Annotated in this window: 17 protein-coding genes; 10 read left to right on the top strand and 7 right to left on the bottom strand. The window is 67.5% G+C overall.

The features are described 5' to 3' along the window. The first annotated feature begins 63 nt into the window (after positions 1 to 63). Positions 64 to 849 carry a sulfite exporter TauE/SafE family protein gene (locus BLR75_RS13685; RefSeq protein WP_084309579.1) on the top strand — a complete coding sequence of 262 codons (786 nt, stop codon included), beginning with the start codon at positions 64 to 66 and terminating at the stop codon, positions 847 to 849. A gap of 18 nt (positions 850 to 867) precedes the next feature. Here BLR75_RS13685 and BLR75_RS13680 read toward each other — a convergent pair whose 3' ends face one another. Continuing rightward, positions 868 to 2,214 carry a TAXI family TRAP transporter solute-binding subunit gene (locus BLR75_RS13680; RefSeq protein WP_084309580.1) on the bottom strand — a complete coding sequence of 449 codons (1,347 nt, stop codon included), beginning with the start codon at positions 2,212 to 2,214 and terminating at the stop codon, positions 868 to 870. Between the two features lie 178 nt (positions 2,215 to 2,392). On the opposite strand from BLR75_RS13680, the gene sbcD reads away from it, so the two are divergent. From sbcD to BLR75_RS13660, 4 genes are all read left to right on the top strand, one after another. After that, complete coding sequence (gene sbcD, locus BLR75_RS13675; protein WP_084309581.1) at positions 2,393 to 3,613, top strand: exonuclease subunit SbcD; 1,221 nt, start codon at positions 2,393 to 2,395, stop codon at positions 3,611 to 3,613. Beyond that, positions 3,610 to 7,047, top strand: a complete 3,438-nt coding sequence (locus BLR75_RS13670; RefSeq protein WP_084309582.1) for an AAA family ATPase — start codon at positions 3,610 to 3,612, stop codon at positions 7,045 to 7,047. The genes sbcD and BLR75_RS13670 overlap by 4 nt, the downstream gene beginning before the upstream one ends. A 122-nt stretch (positions 7,048 to 7,169) precedes the next feature. Continuing rightward, entirely contained in the window at positions 7,170 to 8,930 is a 1,761-nt protein-coding gene (locus BLR75_RS13665; RefSeq protein WP_139207023.1) for a response regulator, read from the top strand. Positions 8,931 to 8,952: 22 nt separating this feature from the next. Then, positions 8,953 to 9,495: a hydrolase gene (locus BLR75_RS13660; RefSeq protein ID WP_084309583.1), complete on the top strand. Its 543-nt coding sequence runs from the start codon at positions 8,953 to 8,955 to the stop codon at positions 9,493 to 9,495. A gap of 141 nt (positions 9,496 to 9,636) precedes the next feature. Here the strand turns inward: BLR75_RS13660 and rlmF are convergent, their stop codons facing one another. The 3 genes from rlmF to BLR75_RS13645 all read right to left on the bottom strand — a co-directional run bounded on the left by rlmF (position 9,637) and on the right by BLR75_RS13645 (position 12,943). Next, entirely contained in the window at positions 9,637 to 10,620 is a 984-nt protein-coding gene (gene rlmF / locus BLR75_RS13655) for a 23S rRNA (adenine(1618)-N(6))-methyltransferase RlmF (protein ID WP_084309584.1), read from the bottom strand. A 179-nt stretch (positions 10,621 to 10,799) separates the two neighbouring features. Then, a complete protein-coding gene (locus BLR75_RS13650) occupies positions 10,800 to 11,096 on the bottom strand; it encodes a winged helix-turn-helix domain-containing protein (RefSeq protein ID WP_084309585.1) in 297 nt (98 codons plus the stop codon). Positions 11,097 to 11,113: 17 nt separating this feature from the next. Next, complete coding sequence (locus BLR75_RS13645) at positions 11,114 to 12,943, bottom strand: SLC13 family permease (RefSeq protein ID WP_084309586.1); 1,830 nt, start codon at positions 12,941 to 12,943, stop codon at positions 11,114 to 11,116. Positions 12,944 to 13,120: 177 nt separating this feature from the next. On the opposite strand from BLR75_RS13645, the gene BLR75_RS13640 reads away from it, so the two are divergent. After that, on the top strand, positions 13,121 to 15,025 hold the full coding sequence (locus BLR75_RS13640; RefSeq protein WP_084309587.1) for a M14 family metallopeptidase: 1,905 nt from the start codon (positions 13,121 to 13,123) through the stop codon (positions 15,023 to 15,025). A gap of 288 nt (positions 15,026 to 15,313) precedes the next feature. Here BLR75_RS13640 and BLR75_RS13635 read toward each other — a convergent pair whose 3' ends face one another. Then, positions 15,314 to 16,486, bottom strand: a complete 1,173-nt coding sequence (locus BLR75_RS13635; RefSeq protein WP_084309588.1) for a 1-acyl-sn-glycerol-3-phosphate acyltransferase — start codon at positions 16,484 to 16,486, stop codon at positions 15,314 to 15,316. Between the two features lie 120 nt (positions 16,487 to 16,606). Here BLR75_RS13635 and BLR75_RS13630 point away from each other — a divergent pair, with 120 nt between their 5' ends. Genes BLR75_RS13630 through BLR75_RS13620 form a run of 3 tightly spaced genes read left to right on the top strand, consistent with a single transcriptional unit; the run spans position 16,607 to position 17,683 of the window. Continuing rightward, a complete protein-coding gene (locus tag BLR75_RS13630; protein WP_084309589.1) occupies positions 16,607 to 16,789 on the top strand; it encodes a CPXCG motif-containing cysteine-rich protein in 183 nt (60 codons plus the stop codon). Then, on the top strand, positions 16,789 to 17,055 hold the full coding sequence (locus tag BLR75_RS13625; RefSeq protein WP_084309590.1) for a putative signal transducing protein: 267 nt from the start codon (positions 16,789 to 16,791) through the stop codon (positions 17,053 to 17,055). Before BLR75_RS13630 ends, BLR75_RS13625 begins: the two co-directional genes overlap by 1 nt. Before the next feature lie 13 nt (positions 17,056 to 17,068). Continuing rightward, positions 17,069 to 17,683, top strand: a complete 615-nt coding sequence (locus BLR75_RS13620; protein WP_084309591.1) for an SOS response-associated peptidase — start codon at positions 17,069 to 17,071, stop codon at positions 17,681 to 17,683. A gap of 178 nt (positions 17,684 to 17,861) precedes the next feature. Here BLR75_RS13620 and aceK read toward each other — a convergent pair whose 3' ends face one another. Together aceK and cysK are read right to left on the bottom strand one after the other, a co-directional pair. Beyond that, positions 17,862 to 19,592: a bifunctional isocitrate dehydrogenase kinase/phosphatase gene (gene aceK, locus BLR75_RS13615; RefSeq protein ID WP_084309592.1), complete on the bottom strand. Its 1,731-nt coding sequence runs from the start codon at positions 19,590 to 19,592 to the stop codon at positions 17,862 to 17,864. Between the two features lie 208 nt (positions 19,593 to 19,800). Further along, entirely contained in the window at positions 19,801 to 20,775 is a 975-nt protein-coding gene (gene cysK / locus BLR75_RS13610; protein ID WP_084309593.1) for a cysteine synthase A, read from the bottom strand. Positions 20,776 to 21,042: 267 nt separating this feature from the next. On the opposite strand from cysK, the gene BLR75_RS13605 reads away from it, so the two are divergent. Further along, positions 21,043 to 21,888 carry an AAA family ATPase gene (locus tag BLR75_RS13605; protein WP_084309594.1) on the top strand — a complete coding sequence of 282 codons (846 nt, stop codon included), beginning with the start codon at positions 21,043 to 21,045 and terminating at the stop codon, positions 21,886 to 21,888. Positions 21,889 to 21,984: the final 96 nt, after the last annotated feature.

Genomic DNA, 21,984 nt, shown 5'->3' with positions numbered 1-21,984 from the left:
GAATCCCGTTATTCTGCCGCGCAAACCAACGCGACCGGGTTCGGTCTGTTCAGGAAGTGATTGATGGAAATTGGGGCTCTCGGTTTCGTAGCGGCAGGCTTGATCGTCGGATTCATCGTCGGCATGACCGGTGTCGGCGGCGGCTCGCTGATGACTCCGATCCTGCTGTGGTTCGGCATCAATCCGGCCGCCGCGGTGGGAACCGACCTGCTCTACGCCGCGATCACCAAGGCCGGCGGCGTCTGGGTGCACAAGCGCAACGACAACATCGACTGGTCGATCACCGGCTGGCTGACCCTCGGCAGCGTGCCGGCGGCGGCCCTGACCCTGCTGCTGCTGAAAGGCCTGGACTCCGATCCCCACGCGGTGAACGCGGTCATCAAGCACGCGCTGGGCTTCGTCCTGCTGCTGACCGCCCTGGCCATCCTGTTCAAGAAGCAACTGCTGGCCTTCGCCCAGCGCCATGCCGGCGACCGCTACCACCTCAACGGCAGGAGCCTGCATCTGCTGACCCTGGTGACCGGCGCCGTGCTCGGCGTCATGGTCACCCTGACCTCCATCGGCGCCGGCGCCCTCGGCACCGTGGCGCTGTTCGTGCTCTACCCGTTCCTCTCCACCAGGCGCCTGGTCGGCACGGAAATCGCCCACGCCGTGCCGCTGACCCTGGTCGCCGGCCTCGGCCACGCCAGCATGGGCAACATGGACTGGCAACTGCTCGGCTACCTGCTGATGGGCTCGCTGCCGGGCATCTACCTGGGCAGCCACCTGTCCGGCCGCGTCGCCGACGAAGTCCTGCGCCCGTGCCTGAGCCTGATGCTGTTCAGCATCGGCTACAAGCTGGTCTTCTGAATCCCTCCGCGGCGGCCCTCATTCCCCATCCGGCCGCCGCGCCCTGTCCCGCAACATCTCCAGCCGCTGGATCACGTAGCTCAGGTGCAGATGCAGCTCGTACAGCTCGTGGTAGTACGACAGCGGCACCTCGACCCTGGATAGCTCGTTCTCCAGGTTCTGCAGCCGCCTGATCTGCCCGTTCAGTTCCATCTCGCCGGTGCTGTCGTCCAGCCCGCGGTCGATCTCCCGCAGATAGCGGTACCAGCGATAGATGCGCGCGCGGATGCGCCAGCGGTACAGCGGGCCGATGGACTTGAGCAGCGGGATGAGGATGGCGATGAAGGGAATCAGCAGGATGATGTAGCGGTCCGCCAGCGAGGCGATGCGGAATGGCAGGAAGCGCTGCAGCAGCGGCAGGCCGCTCCGGTAGTAGTGCTCGGCGTCGTCGTTGAGCCGCAGCGTGCGCGGCTCGGCGCTGGGGAAGGCGGCGGGCGGATCGAGCAGGCTGCCGTCCTTCATCACCTCGCGCGCGGCCTGCAGCAGCAGTGGCGTCAACGCCGGGTGGAATTTCTCGTTGACCACCAGGGTCGCCACCGGCGAGAGGGTCTCGATGTTCCGGTACGGCACGTTCTGCTCCAGGCTGAGCAGCCCCTCGCCGACCTCGATGCGCCTGAGGAACGGCAGCCGTGCCTCGTAGGCGCGGGCGCGGCGGAAGCCGGCGAGCACCAGGTCCGGGCTGGCGGCCAGGCGCTGGATCAGCGGGTTCTCCGCCGGACCGATGAAGAAGCCGGCATCCAGTTCGCCCTCAAGCAGCGCATCCGCCGCCGGATTGGCGCCGATCCGCTGCCAGATCGGCGGGTACTGCGCGGGCAGGATGTTGTTGGTTTCCAGCATCGCCGCGGTGGCCGCCTCGGTGCCGCTGCCGGGGCTGCCCAGGGCGAGGCGCAGGTGCAGCAGGTCGGCGAGGCGGTCGATGTGCACCAGCCGGCGCTGGAACAGCCAGAGCGGCTCGTGATACATCGCGCCGAGCGAATGCAGGCGCTCGCGCTGCGCGGCATCGAGCTGGCGCTCCTGGCCGCTCTGCACCAGGCCGATCGCCACTTCGCTGGCCGGGTCGAGCAGCATCGCCAGGTTTTCCGCCGAACCGGCGCTGGGCACCAGCTTCAGCTCGAAGCCCTGCTTCTCCAGTTCCGCCTTCAGTTTCGTGGCGAAGGCCACATAGCCACCGCCCTGCACGCCGGTGGCCATGCTGGCGCTCATCGGCGGCGGCGGCGAAGCGAAATAGAACAGCGCCACCACCAGCGCGACCAATACCGGCACCACCCACAGATTGGCGCGGACGAGGATGGCGAGGTCCCTGAGCATGTTGACGAGGCGTTGCATGGGGCTCGGGCCATGAGGGGTTCAGTACAAGTCTTGCACGACATTGGGGGGCGTGCCGGAGGTTCGGCGCCACTTTGTAGGAGCGAGGGCTTCAGCGTTCCGATCGTTTCCACGCTCCTGCGTGGGAACCATCGGAAAGCCGTTATCATCGACACCCCGAAACACGGACTTCCCCCGCATGCGCATCCTCCACACCTCCGACTGGCACCTCGGCCAGCACTTCATGGGCAAGACCCGCGAGACCGAGCACCAGGCCTTCTGCGCCTGGCTGGTGGCGCAGGTGCGCGAGCAGGCGGTGGATGCCGTGATCATCGCCGGCGACGTGTTCGATACCGGCGCGCCGCCGAGCTACGCCCGCGAGCTGTACAACCGCTTCATCGTCGACCTGCGCGGCACCGGCGCGGCGCTGGTGGTGCTCGGCGGCAACCATGATTCGGTGGCCATGCTGGAGGAATCCAAGGCGCTGCTGGCCTGCCTGGATACGCGGGTGATCGCCGCGGTCGCCGAGGACCCGGCCGAGCAGTTGCTGGTTCTTCCGCAGAGAGACGGCAGCCCCGGCGCGCTGCTCTGCGCCATTCCCTTCATCCGCCCGCGCGACGTGCTCGGCAGCCAGGCCGGGCAGAGCGCGCAGGACAAGCAGATGGCGCTGCAGCAGGCGATCCAGGCGCACTACCGGCAGCTGTTCGAACAGGCCGAGACGAAGCGCGCCGAGCTGGGCGTGCATCTGCCCATCGTCGCCACCGGCCACCTGACCACCGTCGGCGCCAGCGCCAGCGAGTCGGTGCGGGAAATCTACGTCGGCGCGCTGGAAGCCTTCCCCACCAACGTCTTCCCGGCGGCGGACTACATCGCCCTGGGACATATCCACAGGCCGCAGAAGGTCGGCGGCCTGGAGCACATCCGTTACTGCGGTTCGCCGATTCCGCTGGCCTTCGACGAGGCGCGGCAGGGCAAGGAAGTGCTGCTGGTCGATCTCGACGAGTCCGGCCTGCGTGGCGTGACCGCGCTGCCAGTGCCGCGTTTCCAGGTGCTGCAGTCGGTATCCGGCTCCCTCGCCGAGTTGCCCGCCGTGCTGGCCGAGGTGGCGCAGCAGGGTAGCGACGAGTCGCCGGTCTGGCTGGAAGTGGAGGTCGGCAGCGACGATTACCTGAGCGACCTGAACGTGCGCGTCGCCAAACTGTGCGAAGGCCTGCCGCTGGAAGTGCTGCGCATCCGCCGCAAGCGTGGCGAAGCCCGCGCCGGGCTGACCAGCGAGACCCGGGAAACCCTCGACGAGCTGAGCGCCGAGGAGGTGTTCGAGCAGCGCCTGGCCGGCGAAACCCTCGACGAGCCGCTGCGCGAGCAACTGACCGGGCTCTACCGGCAGGTCGTCGCCGATCTGCAGGAGGAACGCCCGTGAGAATCCTCAGCCTGCGCCTGAAGAACCTCAACTCGCTGAAGGGCGAATGGAAGATCGACTTCGACGCCGAGCCGTTCAAGGACAACGGCCTGTTCGCCATCACCGGTCCCACCGGGGCGGGCAAGACCACGCTGCTGGATGCCATCTGCCTGGCCCTGTACCACCGCACGCCGCGCATGAACAGCCTGTCGCAGAGCAGCAACGAGCTGATGACCCGGCACACCGCCGACTGCCTCGCCGAAGTTGAGTTCGAAGTGAAGGGCAGGCGCTACCGCGCCTTCTGGAGCCAGCGCCGCGCCCGCGACAAGGCCGAGGGCGCGCTGCAGGCGCCGAAGGTCGAGCTGTGCGAGATCGAGGGTGAGGACGGCAGCGGGCGCATCCTCACCGACAAGATCAGCGACAAGCTGCGCCAGACCGAAAGCCTCACTGGCCTCGACTTCGAGCGCTTCACCAAATCCATGCTGCTGGCCCAGGGCGGGTTCGCCGCCTTCCTCGAAGCCAGCGCCAATCAGCGCGCCGAGCTGCTGGAAGAGCTGACCGGCACGGAAATCTACGGGCTGATCTCCCAGCGCGTGTTCGAACGCACCCGCGAGGTGAGGGCGACGCTGGACCAGCTGCGCGCCCGCGCCGAGGGCGTCGAACTGCTTGGCGCCGAGCAGCGTGCCGCGCTGGAAGCGGAAGCCGGGCACCTGGCGCAGCGTGAAGCCGAGGCGGGCGGACGCCAGCAGGCGCTGCAGTCCCAGCGCCGCTGGCGCGAGGACCTGGCCCGCACGGAACAGCAGAAGCGCCAGGCCGAGGCGGCTGAACAGCAGGCCCGCCAGGCGCTGGCCGATGCCGCGCCGGAACTGCACCGGCTGGCAGACAGCGAACCGGCCACCCGCCTGCAGCCGTTGCACGACGCCTGGCAGGCGGCGGGGCAGGGCGTAGAGCGGGACCTCGCCGCCCTGGAAGACAACCGCGCCCGTCAGAAGCAGGCCGGCGAAAGCATCGCCGCCAGCCTGTGGCGCGCCAGCCGGTACGGCGCGCAGCTGGCGGCGCAGCGGCAGGCTGCCCATGAGCGACTGCATGCGGAACGCCAGCAACTGGACGAACAGTTGGCCCGCCACCCTGAGCGCGCACGGCTGGGCGAACATCTGGGCGGCTGGAAGGCGCAGTTCGCCCAGCGCCGCAGTCTGGCCGGGGAGCTCGGTGCCCTGCAGGAACAGCTGGCGCAGTTGGGCAATGCCATCGAACGGCTGCAACAACAGCGCGCCACACAGGAAGCGGCAGCCGCCACGGCCCAGCAGCGACTGGCCGCCGCCCGCGGGACCGAGAGCGCCCGTCAGGCCGAGCTGGACGGGCTGCTGGCCGGCGAATCGGAAGCCTCCCTGCGCGAAGGCTGGCAGCAGTTGCAACGGCAGATGCGCGGGCTGGATCGCCTGGAGCAGATCGCCGCCGCCCGCGCCCAGGCCGAGGCCCAAGTGGCCCGCCTGCAGCCGGAACTTGACGAGCAGCGCCGCCGGCACGCAGAGAAGGAAGGCGAGCTGGCCGCCCTGCGCGGCCGCTACAAGGAGCTGCAGCAGCAGGTCCGCGACAAGGAAAAGCTGCTGGAGCAGGAGCAGCGCATCCAGGCCCTGGAGCAGTACCGCGCCCAACTGCAGCCGGGCGAGGCCTGCCCGCTATGCGGTTCCCACGAACACCCGGCGATCGCCGAATACCAGGCGCTGGATGTCTCGGAAACGCGCACGGCCCGGGACCGGTTGCGTCAGGCCCTGGAACAACTGGCCGAGTCCGGGCAGAAGCTGTCCGAGGAAGTCTCGACCCTGGCCGAGCGCATCGAACAGAACCGGAACCTGCTCGACGTCGCCCAGGCGGCGCATCGGAAACAGGACGATCTCTGGCAGCAGCAGTGCGCCGAACTGGGCCTGCAACTGGCCGATGCCGCTGCCCTGGCCACCGCGCGCCAGCAGCACGAACAGCGCCTCGTCGACCTGCAGCGCACCCTGGACGATCTGGAAACCCGCAAGGCCGCCCTACAGCAGGCCCGCGAGCTGCGTCAGCAGCAGGAAAAAGCCAGAGACGAGGCCGCGAAAACGCTGGAACTCCAGCAGCTCAACCTGAACAACGAACAGCAACGCCAGCAGGAACTGCGCCTGCGCGCCGAGCAGAAGCAGGCCGAACAGCTCCGCCAGCAGGGCGAACTCGGCGAAGCCCTGGCCGGACTGGGTTACCCGATGCCGGAAGACGACGCCGTCTGGCTGGCCGAACGCGAAACCGAATGGCGCGACTGGCAGCAGGCGCAGACGCGCAGCCAGCAACTGGCGGCCGCCGAACGCGACGCCGAGGCTGCGCTGCGCGAAGCCCGGGCGCTTGCGGAAAACTGGCAGGCGCAATGGCAGGCGCTCGGCCGCGAGCCGCTTGCCGCCCTGGCGGAACATGCCCGAGCGCAGGACGCGCTGGCGGAAAGCGCGGAGCAGATATCCACAGCGCGACAGCAGGCCGCCGAACTGGCCGGCAGCGAGCGTGCGCTGGTCGAGCATCTGCAACAGGCCCGGAAGCGCCTGGCCGAGCAGCAGGCTGCCTGGGAGCAGGCGCTGCAGCAGAGTCCGTTCGCCGATATCGCCGCCTTCCGTGCGGCGCTGCTGGACGAACCGCAGCGCCGCACGCTGGTCGAGCAGAAGAACCGTCTGGAACACGCGCTGACCCAGGCTATCGCCCTGCACGGCTCCGCGACCCGGCAGTTGCAGCTTCTACAGGCCGAGCCGCAGGGCACGCTGAATCTGGAGGAACTCGACCAGCAACTGGCGGCGCTGAACGCCGAACTCCGCGAGCTGGGCCAGCGCCAGGGCGAAATCCGCGCGATGCTGCAGGGTGACGATGCCCGTCGCGCCAGCCAGCAGAGCCTGTTCGCGCAGATCGAGGCGCAGGAGCAGGAATTCGACCTCTGGCAGCGCCTGAACAGCCTGATCGGCTCGGCCGACGGCGCGCGCTACCGGCGTTTCGCCCAGGGCCTGACCCTCGACCATCTGGTCCATCTCGCCAACCGCCAGCTGCAGCGCCTGCATGGCCGCTACCAGCTGGGCCGGCGCAGCGACGGCGAGCTGGAGCTGGAAGTGATCGACACCTGGCAGGGCGACACCGCCCGCGACTGCCGCACGCTGTCCGGCGGCGAAAGCTTCCTGGTCAGCCTGGCGCTGGCCCTGGCGCTGTCCGACCTGGTCAGCCACAAGACCAGCATCGACTCGCTGTTCCTCGACGAAGGCTTCGGCACCCTCGACGGCGAGACCCTGGAAGTGGCGCTGGACGCCCTCGACAGCCTGAACGCCAGCGGCAAGACCATCGGCGTGATCAGCCACGTCGAGGCGATGAAGGAGCGCATCCCGGTGCAGCTCAAGGTGCACAAGGGCGTGGGCATGGGCTACAGCCGGCTGGACGCGTGCTACGCGGTGGATTGAAGGAACGTAGGATGGGTGGAGCGAAGCGATACCCATGCCGCGATCACACCTGTCCACAAACCGGACTTCCAGCACATCTGGTCTAGGCTTTGCCGCATCAGCCGCTGACAAGGGACAGGTGTGTGAGCCGGATCATGATCGTGGACAGCCTGCCCATCGTCCGGCGGGCGCTGCGGGTGCTGCTGGAAAACCAGGGACACGAGGTGGCCGGCGAGGCCGACAATGGCATGGATGCGCTGCTGCTGTGCCGCGAACGGCTTCCGGAACTGGTGATCCTCGAGCTGGCCATCCCCAGGCTGGGCGGGCTGGACGTCATCCGCCGGCTGAAGGCCAGCCACGCGGAGCTGAAGATCCTCGTCTACAGCGTGCAGGACAGCGACCTCTACGCCAGCCGCAGCCTGCAGGTGGGCGCCGACGCCTTCGTCAGCAAGCTGGAGGACCTGTCCGAACTCGGCCATGCGCTGACCGCGGTCATCCACGGCCGCAGCTATTTCCCGCGGACGGCGCTGCACGCGCAGGAAATCGACGCCGGCACCGCGGACGAGGCGAGCGAGATCGCCCAGCTCTCTTCCCGCGAGTTGACCGTCCTGCAACTGCTGGCCCAGGGCATGAGCAACCAGCGGATCGCCGAACAGCTGTCGATCAGCCACAAGACCGTCAGCACCTACAAGATGCGCCTGCAGCAGAAGCTGCACGTCGAGTCGACCATCAAGATGGTGGAGATCGCCCGGCGCAGCGGCGCCCTCGCCTGGGAAGGGGCGTCCGGGCAGGAGGACCCCGGCGCGGCGAATCCGGAGCAGATGCGGGAATACGGGATGCTCAGGGCCCTGCTCGACAGCGCGCCCGCGCCCATGTTCGTCCGGGACCCGGAGGGACGCCTGCTGATGTGCAACCGGCCATTCCTCGACTACCACGCTGTCGGCCTGGGCGATGTCCAGGGCCGCACCTTCCGCGAAACCCAGTGGCTCTCGCCCGAGCGCCGCGAGCAGGTGCAGCAGCGCTACGAGCAGGCGGTGGCGCGTGGCGAGGCGATCTCCGTGGAAATCGCCACCGAGATGCACGGCCAGCCGCGGGTGCTGCACGTCTGGTTCGCGCCCTACCGCGACGAGCTGGGGCAGACACTGGGCATGCTCGGCGGCCTGCAGGACCTCACCGCGCGCGATGTGCTGCTGGCCGAACTGCGCAACGCCAATCTCCTGGCCCAGGCCGAAAGCCGCAGCAAGAGCCAGGCGCTGGCCGGCGTCGACCGCGAGCTGACGCCGCTGCTGCGCCTGCAGGCGTCCCTGCTGAACCAGGCGCTCAGCCATGCCACGCCGGGCAGCGGCGAGCATGCCGCGATCGTTTCCGCCGCCGAGGTGCTGGACGCCATGCACCTGGTGCTGGGACGGATCGACCGGCTGGTGCGCCTGGATGCCGAGCAGCCCGCGCTGGTGCCCGAGGCGCAGCGGCTGGGCGAATTGACCCGGCAGGCCAGCGCGCCGCTGCAGGAGCGCGCCAGGGACCGGGGCGGCAGCCTGCTGCTGGACTTGTCCGGAGTGACGGTCGAGGATGTCTGGATCGACAGCGGGCACTATCGTCAGCTGCTGGAACTGCTGGCCGGCCACACCTGCGCGGCCTTGCCCGGCACGGCGCTGGAGCTGGCCCTGCGTACCCGGCCGCTGCCGGGGGGCTTCGTCGGCCTGCTGCTCACGCTGCGCGGCGAAGGAGGGGAGGATGCGCCACTGCTGGCGGAGGTGCTCGATACGCTGCAGCCCGGGCTGGAGGCGGTGCAGCTGAAGGGATTGCTGAAAAAGCTCGGGGCCAGCGTGACGAAGGTCGAGGCGGCAGGCGAGCCTGCCGCCCGGCTGGGAATAGAGATACAACTGTTGCCGGTCCGGCCGTAGCCGGAGGCGAGGAGGGGGAAAGATGCTGATCAATGCCCAGACATCGGCGCTGCTGGTCGTCGATATCCAGGAACGCCTGCTGCCGGCCATCGACGGCGGCGCCGCCCTGGTCGAACAGGCCGGCTGGCTGGTCGAGGTGGCGCGCCGCGTGGGCGTGCCGGTGCTCGCCAGCGAGCAGTACACCAAGGGCCTGGGGCCGACCGTGGCACAACTGCGCGAGCGGCTGGAGCCGGCGGCGATCATGGAGAAGCTGGCCTTTTCCGCCGCCTCCGACGACACGCTGTTCGCCCTGCCCGGCGGCGACCGCGCGCAGTTCGTGGTGTGCGGCACGGAAACCCATGTCTGCGTGCTGCAGACCGTGCTGCACCTGCTGCGCCGGGGCCGCGACGTGTTCGTGGTGGCCGAGGCGGTCGGCTCGCGGCGGCCGGAGGACAAGGCGCTGGCACTGGAGCGTATGCGCCAGGCCGGGGCCATGATCGTGTCGCGGGAGATGGTGGCCTTCGAGTGGATGGAGCGGGCGGGGACGGACCTGTTCCGGCAGATCAGCCGGGAGTTCATTCGCTGAGGTGGGCTTTTTTGTGTAGCGGGCCATGCCCGCGACCGCCATGCAGGCCGATGTCGCGCGCATGGCGCGCTCCTACAGGGGGCGCGGTGCTATTTGAGCGTCCCCGCGCGGAAATGGTGGATCGATGAAGCGTGATCCACCCTACGAAGAGCGCCAGCGTTCGCGCCAGGCGCGATGCCCATCCCGGTCGAGGAAGGTCCAGGCGACGAAGCGGCTCTGCTTCTGTCCCTGGGCCATGTCCACCGTGCGCACCTCGCGGGCGCCGGCCTTCTTCAGGGCGGCCTGGAAGCCCGGCAGGTTGCCGGCCTTGGACACCAGCGAGCTGAACCACAGCACGCGGTTCGGCACCTGCGCGCTCTGCGTCGCCATGCGCTTGAGGAAGGCCGCCTCGCCGCCTTCGCACCACAGTTCGTTGCTCTGCCCGCCGAAGTTCAGCACCGGCAGCTTGCGCGACGGGTCCTGCTTGCCGAGGTTCTTCCACTTGCGCCGGCTGCCGCTGCGGGCCTCCTCGGCGGAAGAGTGGAAGGGCGGGTTGCACATGCTCAGCGCGAAGCATTCGCCGTCTTCCAGCAGGCCGAGGAATATCTGCTGCGGATCGGGCTGGCGGCGCAGGTCGATGGCGTCGCCCAGCCGGTTGGCCTGGACGATGGCGCGCGCCGAGGCCAGCGCGGTGGCGTCGATGTCCGCGCCGAGGAACTTCCAGCCGTAGTCGCGCTGGCCGATCAGCGGATAGATGCAGTTGGCGCCGACACCGATATCCAGCACCCGCACCGCCGCGCCACGCGGCACCGAGCCCTGGTTGCCTTCGGCGAGCAGGTCGGCGAGATAATGCAGGTAGTCGGCGCGGCCGGGAATCGGCGGGCACAGGTAGCCGGCCGGGATGTCCCAGTGGGCGATGCCGTAGAAGTCCCTGAGCAGCGCGCGGTTGAATACCTTCACCGCCTCGGGGTTGGCGAAGTCGATGCTTTCCTTGCCATAGGGATTGAGGATGACGAAGCGCGCCAGCTCCGGGCTGGATTTGATCAGCTGGGGAAAGTCGTAGCGGCCCTGGTGGCGGTTGCGCGGGTGCAGCAGGTCGGGCTTTTTCTCCGCGCGCGGGGCGGGGCGTTTCGGTGGCTGGGGCATGGCGGCGTTGTGGCAGGGATCAGAGCGGGAATTTTCCCACAGAACGCCTTTGGCTCCCATGCTCCCGCGTGGGAACGATTGGATTCGCGAGCAAGCTCGCTCCTACAGGAGGTCGGCGCTGCCTTGTAGGAGCGAGCTTGCTCGCGAACCCGTAGGGCGGGTGAAACCCGCCGATGGCGTCACGGATACTCCAGCACCGCCTTGATCTTCCCCACATTCGCCTCGATCCAGCGCGGATCGATGGCGCCCCAGTCGCGGATGCGGTACTGCCCGGCGTTGTTGCGCTCGCCGGCCTGCTGCTCGAACACGCAGTCGATATCCAGGTCGGCCAGGGCGGCGAGGGTGTCCTGCGCCGTGCGCCGGGGCATGCCGGTGGCTTCCATCAGCGCCGGCACGCTGCTGGCCTGGCCGCTGTCGACCAGCCAGGCGACGTACAGGCGGCGGTAGAAACTGCTCTTGGTCTTGCTCACTTCCATCGTCGGTCTTCCATGTTCTAAAGCGGTAGGAGCAAGGGTACCAGCAGCACGCTGACGATCATCACCAGAGTCGTGAAGGGCACGCCGAGCTTGACGAAATCGCCGAAGCGATAGCGCCCGGGGCCGAGCACCAGGGTGTTCACCGGCGACGAAACCGGCGTCATGAAGGCCGCCGAGGCGGCGAGGGCGACGATCATGGCGAAGGGCTCCGGCGCCGCGCCCATGGCCCGTGCCGTGGCGATGGCCACCGGCGCCATGAGTACCGCGGTGGCGGTGTTGGAGATGAACAGGCCGGTCACCGCGGTGACCAGGAACAGGCTGGCCAGCACCGCATGGGGGCCGGCGTTGCCGAGCATGCCGACCAGCGCGTCGACGGCCAAGGCGATGCCGCCGGTCTTCTGCAGGGCGAGGGCGAAGGGCAGCATGCCGACGATCAGCAGCAGGCTCGGCCAGTGGATGGCGCGGTAGGCGCTGTCCGTGTCGATGCAGCGGAACAGGCCCATCAGCAGGCAGCCGATCAGCGCCGCGAGCACGTTGGGCACCAGGCCGCTGACCATCAGCGCCACCATCACGCAGAGGGCGAGCAGCGCGTGGGGCGCCTGGCTGGCGGCGGGGGCGGCCTCGTCCACCTCGGCGGGCAGGCTGAGCACCAGGAAGTCGCGGCCGCGCGCCTGCAGGTGGCGGATCGCCTTCCAGGTGCCGATCACCAGCAGGGTGTCGCCCAGCTTCAGCTTCTCTTCCAGCAGGCCGCTCTCCAGCGCCTCGCGGTTGCGCCGCAGGCCGACCACGTTGAGGTCGTACTGGCTGCGGAACTCCAGCTCGCGCACGCTCTTGCCGAGCAGGGCGGATTCCGGCGGCAGGGTCACTTCGGCCATGCCCACCTCGTGGGCCTGGTCGGTGAAGTACTGGCCTTCCAGGTTCAGCCGCTCCAGTCCCCATTCGTGATAGAAGGCCGGCAGGTCGATACCGTCGGCGACGAGGTCCACCAGCAGGGTGTCGCCGGCCTGCAGCTGGATGGACGGGGAGGGGCTGAGGATCTTGCGGCGCAGCTTGGCGATGCGCTCCACGGCGACCACGTTGGCGCCATGCTGGCTGCGCAGCTGCACGTCGGCGAGAGTGAAGCCGATCAGCCGGGAACCGGGGCGGATGCGCAGGCGATGCTCGCGACCGGCCAGGCGGTAGTCGCGGATCAGGTCGCGGAAGGTGCGCCGGGGCGGCCGCTTCTCGCCATCCTGGGCATCGGGGCCGAGCCAGCGCCGCGCCAGCAGCATGTAGCCGATGCCGAGGGCGAGGATCACCAGGCCGAACGGGGTGAAGGCGAAGAAGCCGAAGCCCCGGGCGCCCTCGCGCACCAGCTCGCTGTGCACCACCACGTTGGGCGCGGTGGCGACCAGGGTGAGCATTCCGCTGATCAGCCCGGCGAAGGCCAGCGGCATCATCACCCGGCGCGGCGAGATGTGCATGCGCGCGGCGACGTTGAGCAGCACTGGAATGAAGATCGCCACCACGCCGGTGGAACTCATCACCGAGCCGAGCCCGGCCACCGAGAGCATCAGCAGCACCAGCAGGCGCGTCTCGCTGCTGGCGGCGCGGCGCGTCAGCCATTCGCCGATGCGGTAGGCCACGCCGGTGCGCACCAGCCCGTCGCCGATGACGAACAGCGCGGCGATGAGGATCACGTTGGGATCGGCGAAGCCGGCCAGCGCTTCCGGCACGCTGAGTACCTCGCTCAGCGCCAGGGCCATCATCGCCAGCAGCGCCACCACGTCCATCCGCGGCTTGCCGATGACGAACAGGCCGACCGTGGTGGCCAGCAGGAACAGCACCCAGGCGAGTTGCAGAGTCAAGATCGCTCCCTGATCCGGGGATTGGATGGCTTCAGATTAGCCGTTTCCCGGCCTCCGTCGCTGCCGCAGGGCAAGGGCGACGGAGCTAGCGGCGCCGGGCTTCTCGTCTAAGGTGTCAGGGGTGTCGTTGCCTGCAGTGCATGGAAATGGCACGTCCCGATTGAAAGGAGGCGAACCATGCGTCATTCCATTTCGCGCCCGTTGCTGGGGGCCATCCTGCTCGGCGGCGGCCTGCCGGTCCTTGCGGCGTTGCCCGGCCCGCCGGCCTACGTGGACGACAGCGGCTACCCGGACGCGGCGAAGCAGCGCATCCTGCCGCCGATGTTCGAGCAGAAGCTGACCAGCACGAAGTACATCGCCAGGGGCGACAACCCGCTGGTCACCCTCGCCGAATCCAGCGGCTTCAGGCAGACCACCAACTACGACGAGACCCGCGCCTACATGCAGAAGCTGGCGACGGCCTCGGGCGGGCAGATAGTGCTCGGCGACCTGCCGGAGAAGAGCGCCGAGGGCCATCCGATGATGCTGGTGGTGGCCTCCACCGAGGTCGACAAGTCGCCCGAGGGGCTGAACCAGTCGGGCAAGCCGACCCTCTTCGTCGAGGCGGAAATCCACCCGGGCGAGGCCAACGGCAAGGACGCGATGTTCATGCTGCTGCGCGACATGACCACCGGCGACAAGCCCCTGGCGGGCATCCTGGAGAAGGTCAACATCCTCTTCATCCCGACCATCAACATCGACGGCGACCTGCGCAGGAGTCCCTACGGGCGGATCAACCAGAACGGCCCGGAGCAGACCGGCTGGCGCGTCAACGGCCTGAACTACAACCTCAACCGCGACTTCACCAAGCTCGACAGCGCGGAAATCCGCAACGTCGCCTGGGTGTTCAGCAACTACGACCTGAGCTTCTTCGCCGACACCCACTCCACCGACGGCGCCATGTATCCCTACGACAGCTCCTACTGCCACAACGGCAACGGCTGGTCGCCGGCGAGCAGCGAGTGGATGGACAAGGTCATGCGCCCGCCGGTGTACGAGGAAATGGAGGGTCACGGGCACGTGGTCCACGAGTGCATCAGCTTCAACGACAACCAGGACCCGACCAAGGGCTACTACCCGTACCGCACCGACCTGGCGCGCTTTTCCAACCAGTACGGCGACATCCGCAACGTGCCGTCGATCCTGATCGAGCAGCACGCGCTGCATCCCTACGAAACCCAGGTGCTGGGCAACTACGTGATGCTCAAGGCGATGTTCCAGGTGATCGGCGAACAGGCCGCCTCGCTGAAGGAGGCCATCGACAGGGACCGCAAGCGCCTGCTCGAACAGGAGGACGTGATCCTCACCTGGAAGCCCGGCAAGGAGGAGATCATCCCCTTCACCGTGGGCAACTACCGCTACGAGCAGTCGCCGATCACCGGGGCGAAGACCATCGTCTGGAGCAACAAGCCGAAGCAGCTGAAGGTGCCGGTCACCGGCAACACCGAGCCTGACCTGGTGACCCGGCGGCCGAAGCAGTACATCGTCCCGGTGCAATGGCGCGAAGTGATCGCCCGCCTCAAGGCGCACGGTATCCAGATGAGCACCCTGGAAAAACCGACGCCGGTCGAGGTGACGATGTACCGCATGGACGGCATCCAGGTCGCCGGCGGTTTCGAGCCGGACCGCAGCCAGCCCAACGAGATTCCCGGCTACGAGGGGCATCTGCTGGTGAGCGGCAAGGCCAGGCCGTTCCAGCGCATGCAGAGCTTCCCGGCCGGCTCGGTGGTGATCGACACCGACCAGCCGCTGGGCGTACTGGCGATCGACCTGCTCTATCCGGAAAGCCCGGACTCGTTCTGGGCCTGGGGCTTCTTCAACTCGACCCTGGTATCGGCCGAGGAGCCCGAGGAATACGTGATGGAGCCGATGGCGCGGAAGATGCTGGCGGAGGACCCGGAGCTGAAGGCGGAGTTCGAGAAGAAGCTCAAGGAGGACAAGGACTTCGCGAAGAGCCCGGCGGCGCGCTTGCAGTGGTTCTACCAGCGCACGCCGTTCCATGACGTGAATGCCTTCGTCTATCCGGTGGGGGTGGTGTTCTGAGGGGGCGATTGTAGGACCAGCTGTCTCGCGCCATGGCCAATCGCTGGTGTAGGGCGAATGAAGCGGAACGCTTCATCCGCCGACCAAGCCGCGCCGATGGGATGGCGGATAACGCTGGCGCGTCATGCCCTACGTGGCTGCTTGACGCCATACTTGTAGGAGCCAGCTTGCTGGCGATTGCCGTGTTCTCCTTCCACGCCGACGTTGAGGGAAAACCTGGATCGCCAGCAAGCTGGCTCCTACAGGTTCTGTGCGTGTTTCAGGGGCGGCGCTTCTACAAGAACGGTGTCAAGCCGACTGCGCCGCAGCCAGCCGCAACTGGTACTGGTTCACCACCGGCGTCGCGTACTGCATGATCAGGAACGGCCGCTGCTCTTCCGGGCAGGCGGCGAGGCGGCGTTTCCATTCCGCCTGGGCGCGCTGCAGTTCCTCGCCCTGGAACAGGCTGGCCGCGCTCGGCACTGCCAGTTCCGGGTCGCGCTGCGGGGACATCTCGTAGGCCAGGTAGTGCACCGGGAACAGCCGGTAGTTGCCGAGGATCTGCCGGTCCAGTTCGGCGGCCAGCAGCTTGGCGTCGCCGAACTCGCCGGTGACCACGTCGCCGAAGTTGATGTGCACGCGGCCCTTGTAGCCGGTGATGCCGAGGGCGATGCTGGCGTCGTCCTCGCCCGGCGACTTCTGGTACTCGCCGGTGCTGGCGCGGATCTGCAGTTCGCGGGCCTTGGCCTGGTCGCAGGGGTCGTATTCGTAGCTGATCGACACTGGCACCAGGTGCAGTTCGCGGATCACCTCGGCGAACGGCTCGTTCTTGCGGCTCATGTGGAACATCTTGAGGATCGCCGAATCGGTGCGATCGTCGCCGTCCTTGGCGCGGCCTTCGGCGTGGGCGATCCAGATCGACTCGCGGTCCACGCGGATCGAGTGGTTGATGTAGGCCGAGAGCGTCTGGTACGCCGTCAGCTTCTCCCGCCGCCCGGTGATCGAACGGTGCACGATGAAGCTCTTGTTCAGGCGCATCAGGTCGCTGACGAAGGGCTTCTGCAACAGGTTGTCGCCGATGGCGATGCGCGGCGTCGGCAGCCCGGCATGGTAGATGGCGTAGTTGCAGAAGGCCGGGTCCATCACGATGTCGCGGTGGTTGGCGATGAACAGGTAGGCGCGGCCGGGCTGCAGGCGCTCGATGCCGGAGTAGGTGACGCCGTCGGTGGCCTGCTCGATGGTGCGGTCGACGTAGGGCTCGATCCTGTCCTGCAGCGCGCCCACGCTGTCGATGCCGTTGACCTCGCGGGCCAGGCGATGGGCTATAAGAGGTCTGAGCAGCCAGCCGAAGGGGCCGGCCAGACGCGGGAAACGGTAACGCACCAGCGTGCCGAGGAAAGCGTCGTCGCTCAGCAGGCGTTGCAGTACGGCCGGTACTTCGGCGTCGTTGTAGGGTCGGATGGCTTCGAACTCGCCCATCATGGTCTCTTGTTGTGGTCGGGATTGGCTGGAGGTCCGCTGCGGGCCCGCGCCGGTGGCGGTTTGCAGCAGGGCAGCGATGAAGACCGGCGATTATAACGGGAAGTCACAGGGGTAACAGTGATGCTCGAAAGCCAGCCCTACAGCTGCCCTTACTGCGGCGAGCCCGCGGAGGCCGTGCTTGACCTCTCCGGCGGCGACCAGAGCTACTATGAAGATTGTCCGGTATGTTGCCGGCCGATTCTGTTCCAGTTGTGCACCGATGGCGTCGAATGGACGCTGGAAGTGCAGCGGGAGGACGACTGATGCAGCGTGTCTACGAACCCGCCGACCTGGCCGAAGCCGAGCTGCTCACCGGCATGCTGGCCAGCGAGGGCATCCGGGCGCACCTTGGCGGCGGACACCTGCTCGGCGGCGCCGGCGAGCTGCCGCTGCACGGGCTGCTGCAGCTGTGGGTCGAGGATGACGAGGCGGAGCAGGCGCGCAGCCTGATCGCCGCGTACAATGCCGCGCAACCCCTGCCTGGAACGCCCGACGATACCGACGGTTGCCCGGGCGTCCTGTTGTGTTGACGAGCTGTTGCCGATGAGTGGTCGTTACGCGCTGTTCCGCTGGACCCGCGAATTCGCCGAACTGCCGGGTTATCCACAGGACCTGGCGCCGCGCTGGAACCTTGCCCCCGGCACGCAGCTGCCGATGCTGCGCGTGGAAGACGGGCAACGCCGCCTGGACATGGCGCGCTGGGGCCTGACCCCGGCATGGCTGACCGACCTTTCGCGCACCCCGGCCCACGCGCGGGCGGAAACCCTGGCCGAGCAGCCGATGTTCCGCGACGCCTTCGTCAAGCGCCGCTGCCTGCTGCCGGCCAACGGCTTCTACGAATGGCGCGGCGTGCGCAAACGGCCGTACTGGGTGGCCAGCGGCAAGGGACTGATCTACTTCGCTGCGTTGTGGGAAGCCTACCCGGTGGGCGATCACACCTATTACAGCGTGGCGATGATCACCCGCGCCGCCGCCGACATGCGCCGCCCGGTGATCCTCGACGAGGAAGGCCAGGCCCTCTGGCTGGCGCCGGACAGCCCGCAGTTCCGCCTCCTGGAACTCTTCGCCCGGCCGCAGGTGCAACTGCGCGAGGCGGCGCTGGCTACCTTCGTCAACGACCCGGCGTGCGATGGGCCGGAGTGCCTGACGCCGGCGTAGCGGCTGGGAGCCCGATGCTTTTCGTAGGGTGAATAACGCGAAGCGTTATCCACCACTGGTCACGGCCAAACCTGACGTGTAGGAGCCAGCTTGCTGGCGATCATCTGAGCCAGCCGGCCGCGCCGTAGTTGCCGGTAAATACGGGATCGCCAGCAAGCTGGCTCCTACAGGTACGGCATCAATGCACCATCTCCCCCCGCTCCGGCCGCCGGTAGGGGAACACGTCGATCACCTTGCCGGCGCGGATCTGCTCCTGCAGGCCCTTCCAGTAATCCGCGTCGTACAGCTCGCCGTGCAGCCTGGCGAACAGCCGGCGCTGGGCCAGGTCGGCGAACAGGAAGCGCGGGAACTCCTCGGGGAACACGTCCATCGGCCCCACCGAATACCAGGGTTCGGACGCCATCTCGTCCTCCGGATAGCGCGGCGGCGGGATGTGGCGGAAGTTCACCTCGGTGAGGTAGCTGATCTCGTCGTAATCGTAGAACACCACGCGGCCGTGGCGGGTGACGCCGAAGTTCTTCAGCAGCATGTCGCCGGGGAAGATGTTCGCCGCCGCCAGCTGCTTGATCGCCAGGCCGTAGTCGTTCAGCGCCTCGTACACCTGGCTCTCGCTGGCGTGCTCCAGGTAGATGTTCAGCGGCGTCATGCGCCGCTCGGTCCAGCAGTGGCGGATCAGCACCACGTCGCCTTCCACCACCACCGTGGACGGCGCCACCTCCAGCAGCTCGGCGAGGCACTCCGGCGCGAACTTGTCCACCGGGAAGCGGAAGTCGGCGAACTGCTGGGTATCGGCCAGCCGGCCGACGCGGTCGTGGTACTTCACCAGCTGGTACTTCTGGATCACCGTGGCGTGGTCGACGGTCTTCGACGGGTTGAACCTGTCCTTGATGATCTTGAACACGATGTTGAAGCCGGGCAGGGTGAACACGCTCATCACCATGCCGCGCACGCCGGGGGCCATGACGAAGCGGTCGTCGGTGGTCGCCAGGTGGTTGATCAGCGCGCGGTAGAACTCGCTCTTGCCCTGCTTGTAGAAGCCGATCGAGGTGTACAGCTCGGCGATGTGCTTGCCCGGCAGCAGGCGCTTGAGGAAGGCGACCATCTCCGCCGGCACCGGCGCGTCGACCATGAAATAGGAGCGGGTGAAGGAGAAGATGATCGACACCTCCGCCTCGTCGCTGATCACCGTGTCGAACTGGATGCCCTTGCCCTCCTGGTGCAGCAGCGGGAACACCAGCGGCCACTGCTCGTCCGGGGTGAACAGGCGGCCGACCAGGTAGGCGCCCTTGTTGCGGTAGAACACCGAGCCGATCAGCTCGATGCAGAGCTCCGGGTCCTTGCACACCCAGTCCGGCAGGTTCTCGTGGAGCAGGCGGTCGATGTGCGCGATGTCGCGCTCGCGGTCCTGGTAGGGAACCTTGAAGCGGTAGTCGTCGAAGATCCTCTCCAGCGCCCCGCGCAGATGGCCCTGCGGGCGGTACAGGCGGGTGTGCGGGTCGCGGTGGCGGGCGCGCAGCGAGGGGCGGGTGGTGTGCACGAACATGGTGCCGTCGCTGATGTGGTCGTGGCTGAACAGCCCGCAGAAGATCGAGTTGAACCAGGTTTCCGCCAGTTCGTCGTCCGGACGCGGGTCGATCAGGCCGATGTAGGCGCTCTTGACGATCGGCCAGCGCTCCACGTCGGCCAGCTCGATGCCGGGAAACGCCGCCACCAGCCGGGCCACCGTCTCGGCGACCTTCACCTCGTACAGGTTGATCCGCTCCGCCGAGGCGCTCTGGGCCTCCTGCCACTGCGCCTGCTCGAAGCGCGCCGGGGCTTCCTCGGTGATCTGCTGGAAGCGCGCACGGTAGTCGTCGAAGCCCTGCAGGATGCGCTGCGCGATCTCGGCGGCCGGCCAGTTCTGGGGCATGGGGGAGTCTCTCGCCAGGGTGTGTTGCGAGCTTAGTCAGTGGGGCGGGGGAGGGGAAGCGGTGGTCTTCCGGACCCCGCATTCGCGAGGGTGACGGATTGGCTGGATAACTCCGTGCAGCCCCCAACTTCGTCTTTCCCGCGAACGCGGGAATCCAATCAACTCATAACAACGGCCGCGCGCCTCGTGACGCGCGGCCTGGAGGGAGTTACTGCAGCAGGTCCTGGTCGTCGAACAGGCCTTCGAAGAGCATGCTCGACAGATAGCGTTCGCCGGAGTCGGGCAGGATGACGACGATGGTCTTGCCCTGCATGTTCGGCTCCTCGGCGATGCGCACCGCGGCGGCCATGGCGGCGCCGCAGGAGATGCCGCTGAGGATGCCTTCTTCCTGCATCAGGCGCAGGGCCATGGCCTTGGCCTCGTCGTCGGTGACCTTTTCCACCCGGTCGACCAGCGACAGGTCGAGGTTCTTCGGCACGAAGCCGGCGCCGATGCCCTGGATCTTGTGCGGGCTGGGCTTCGGCTCCTCGCCGGCGATGGTCTGGCTGATCACCGGCGAGCTGACCGGTTCCACCGCCACCGAGAGGATCGGCTTGCCCCTGGTGTTCTTGATGTAGCGGGAAACCCCGGTGATGGTGCCGCCGGTGCCGACCCCGGAGACCAGCACGTCCACCGCGCCGTCGGTGTCGTTCCAGATTTCCGGGCCGGTGGTCTTCTCGTGGATGGCCGGGTTGGCCGGGTTGTCGAACTGCTGCGGCATGAAGTGTTTCGCCGGATCGCCGGCGACGATTTCCTCGGCCCGGGCGATCGCGCCCTTCATGCCCTTGGCCGGTTCGGTGAGCACCAGTTCGGCGCCGAGGGCCTTGAGCACCTTGCGCCGCTCCAGGCTCATCGAGGCGGGCATGGTGAGGATCAGCTTGTAGCCACGCGCCGCGGCGACGAAGGCCAGGCCGATGCCGGTATTGCCCGAGGTCGGCTCGACTATGGTCATGCCGGGCTTGAGCCTGCCGCTGGACTCGGCGTCCCAGATCATGCTGGCGCCGATCCGGCACTTCACCGAATAACCGGGGTTGCGCCCTTCGATCTTGGCCAGGATGGTGACGCCGCGCGGGGCGATGCGATTGATCTGGACCAGCGGCGTGTTGCCGATGGACTGCGCGTTGTCTGCGTAGATGCGGCTCATGATGGGATGTCCTTGTCGCGGGAAGTTGATCAAGCAGCCTATTCCCAGGGCGCGCGTGCGTCCAGCGGCGGAAAGTCGATCGGCAGGCGCGGCGATCCGCTACCGTTCGTCGGCCGTGTCCGGCTGGTATTCGAATGACCATTCAATGACTGAATACCTTGCCTGCGTTCACAGACGCGCAGCCGCCGCGTTATAGTCCGAGGCTCACTCAAAGAATTTTCCCTGCCCGGGCGCGTACCCGGCCGACACCGCTCGAGGATTTTCCCGATGAAGTTCGAAGGTACCCAGTCCTACGTCGCTACCGACGACCTGAAACTGGCGGTCAACGCCGCCATCACCCTGCAGCGCCCGTTGCTGGTGAAAGGCGAGCCGGGTACCGGCAAGACCATGCTGGCCGAACAACTGGCAGCGTCCTTCGGCGCCAGGCTGATCACCTGGCACATCAAGTCGACCACCAAGGCCCACCAGGGCCTCTACGAATACGATGCGGTGAGCCGCCTGCGCGACTCGCAGCTGGGCGTGGACAAGGTCCACGACGTGCGCAACTACATCAAGAAGGGCAAGCTCTGGGAGGCCTTCGAGGCCGAGGAGCGGGTGATCCTGCTGATCGACGAGATCGACAAGGCCGACATCGAGTTCCCCAACGACCTGCTGCAGGAACTCGACAGGATGGAGTTCTTCGTCTACGAGACCAACGAAACCATCAAGGCCACGCAGCGCCCGATCATCATCATCACCTCGAACAACGAGAAGGAACTGCCGGACGCCTTCCTGCGCCGCTGCTTCTTCCACTACATCGCCTTCCCCGACCGCGAGACCCTGCAGAAGATCGTCGACGTGCACTACCCGAAGATCAGCGAATCGCTGGTCAGCGAGGCGCTGGACATCTTCTTCGACGTGCGCAAGGTGCCGGGCCTGAAGAAGAAGCCCTCCACCTCCGAGCTGGTGGACTGGCTGAAGCTGCTGATGGCCGACCACATCGGCGAGGCCGTGCTGCGCGAGCGCGACCCGACCAAGGCCATCCCGCCACTGGCCGGGGCGCTGGTGAAGAACGAGCAGGATGTGCAACTGCTCGAACGCCTGGCGTTCATGAGCCGCCGCGCTTCGCGCTGATCACCGGATCTGCTCTTCGTAGGAGCGAGGGGGACGCCTAGTCCTTGCTCGCGAAGCTCTTGGCGAGTCTGCAAGGTTCGCGAGCAAGCTCGCTCC

Origin of the sequence: Pseudomonas jinjuensis, from assembly GCF_900103845.1 — a bacterium.
Taxonomy (GTDB): Bacteria; Pseudomonadota; Gammaproteobacteria; order Pseudomonadales; family Pseudomonadaceae; genus Pseudomonas; species Pseudomonas jinjuensis.
Note: the sequence above shows the minus strand (reverse complement) of the source record. Positions and strands in the feature narration are given on the sequence as shown.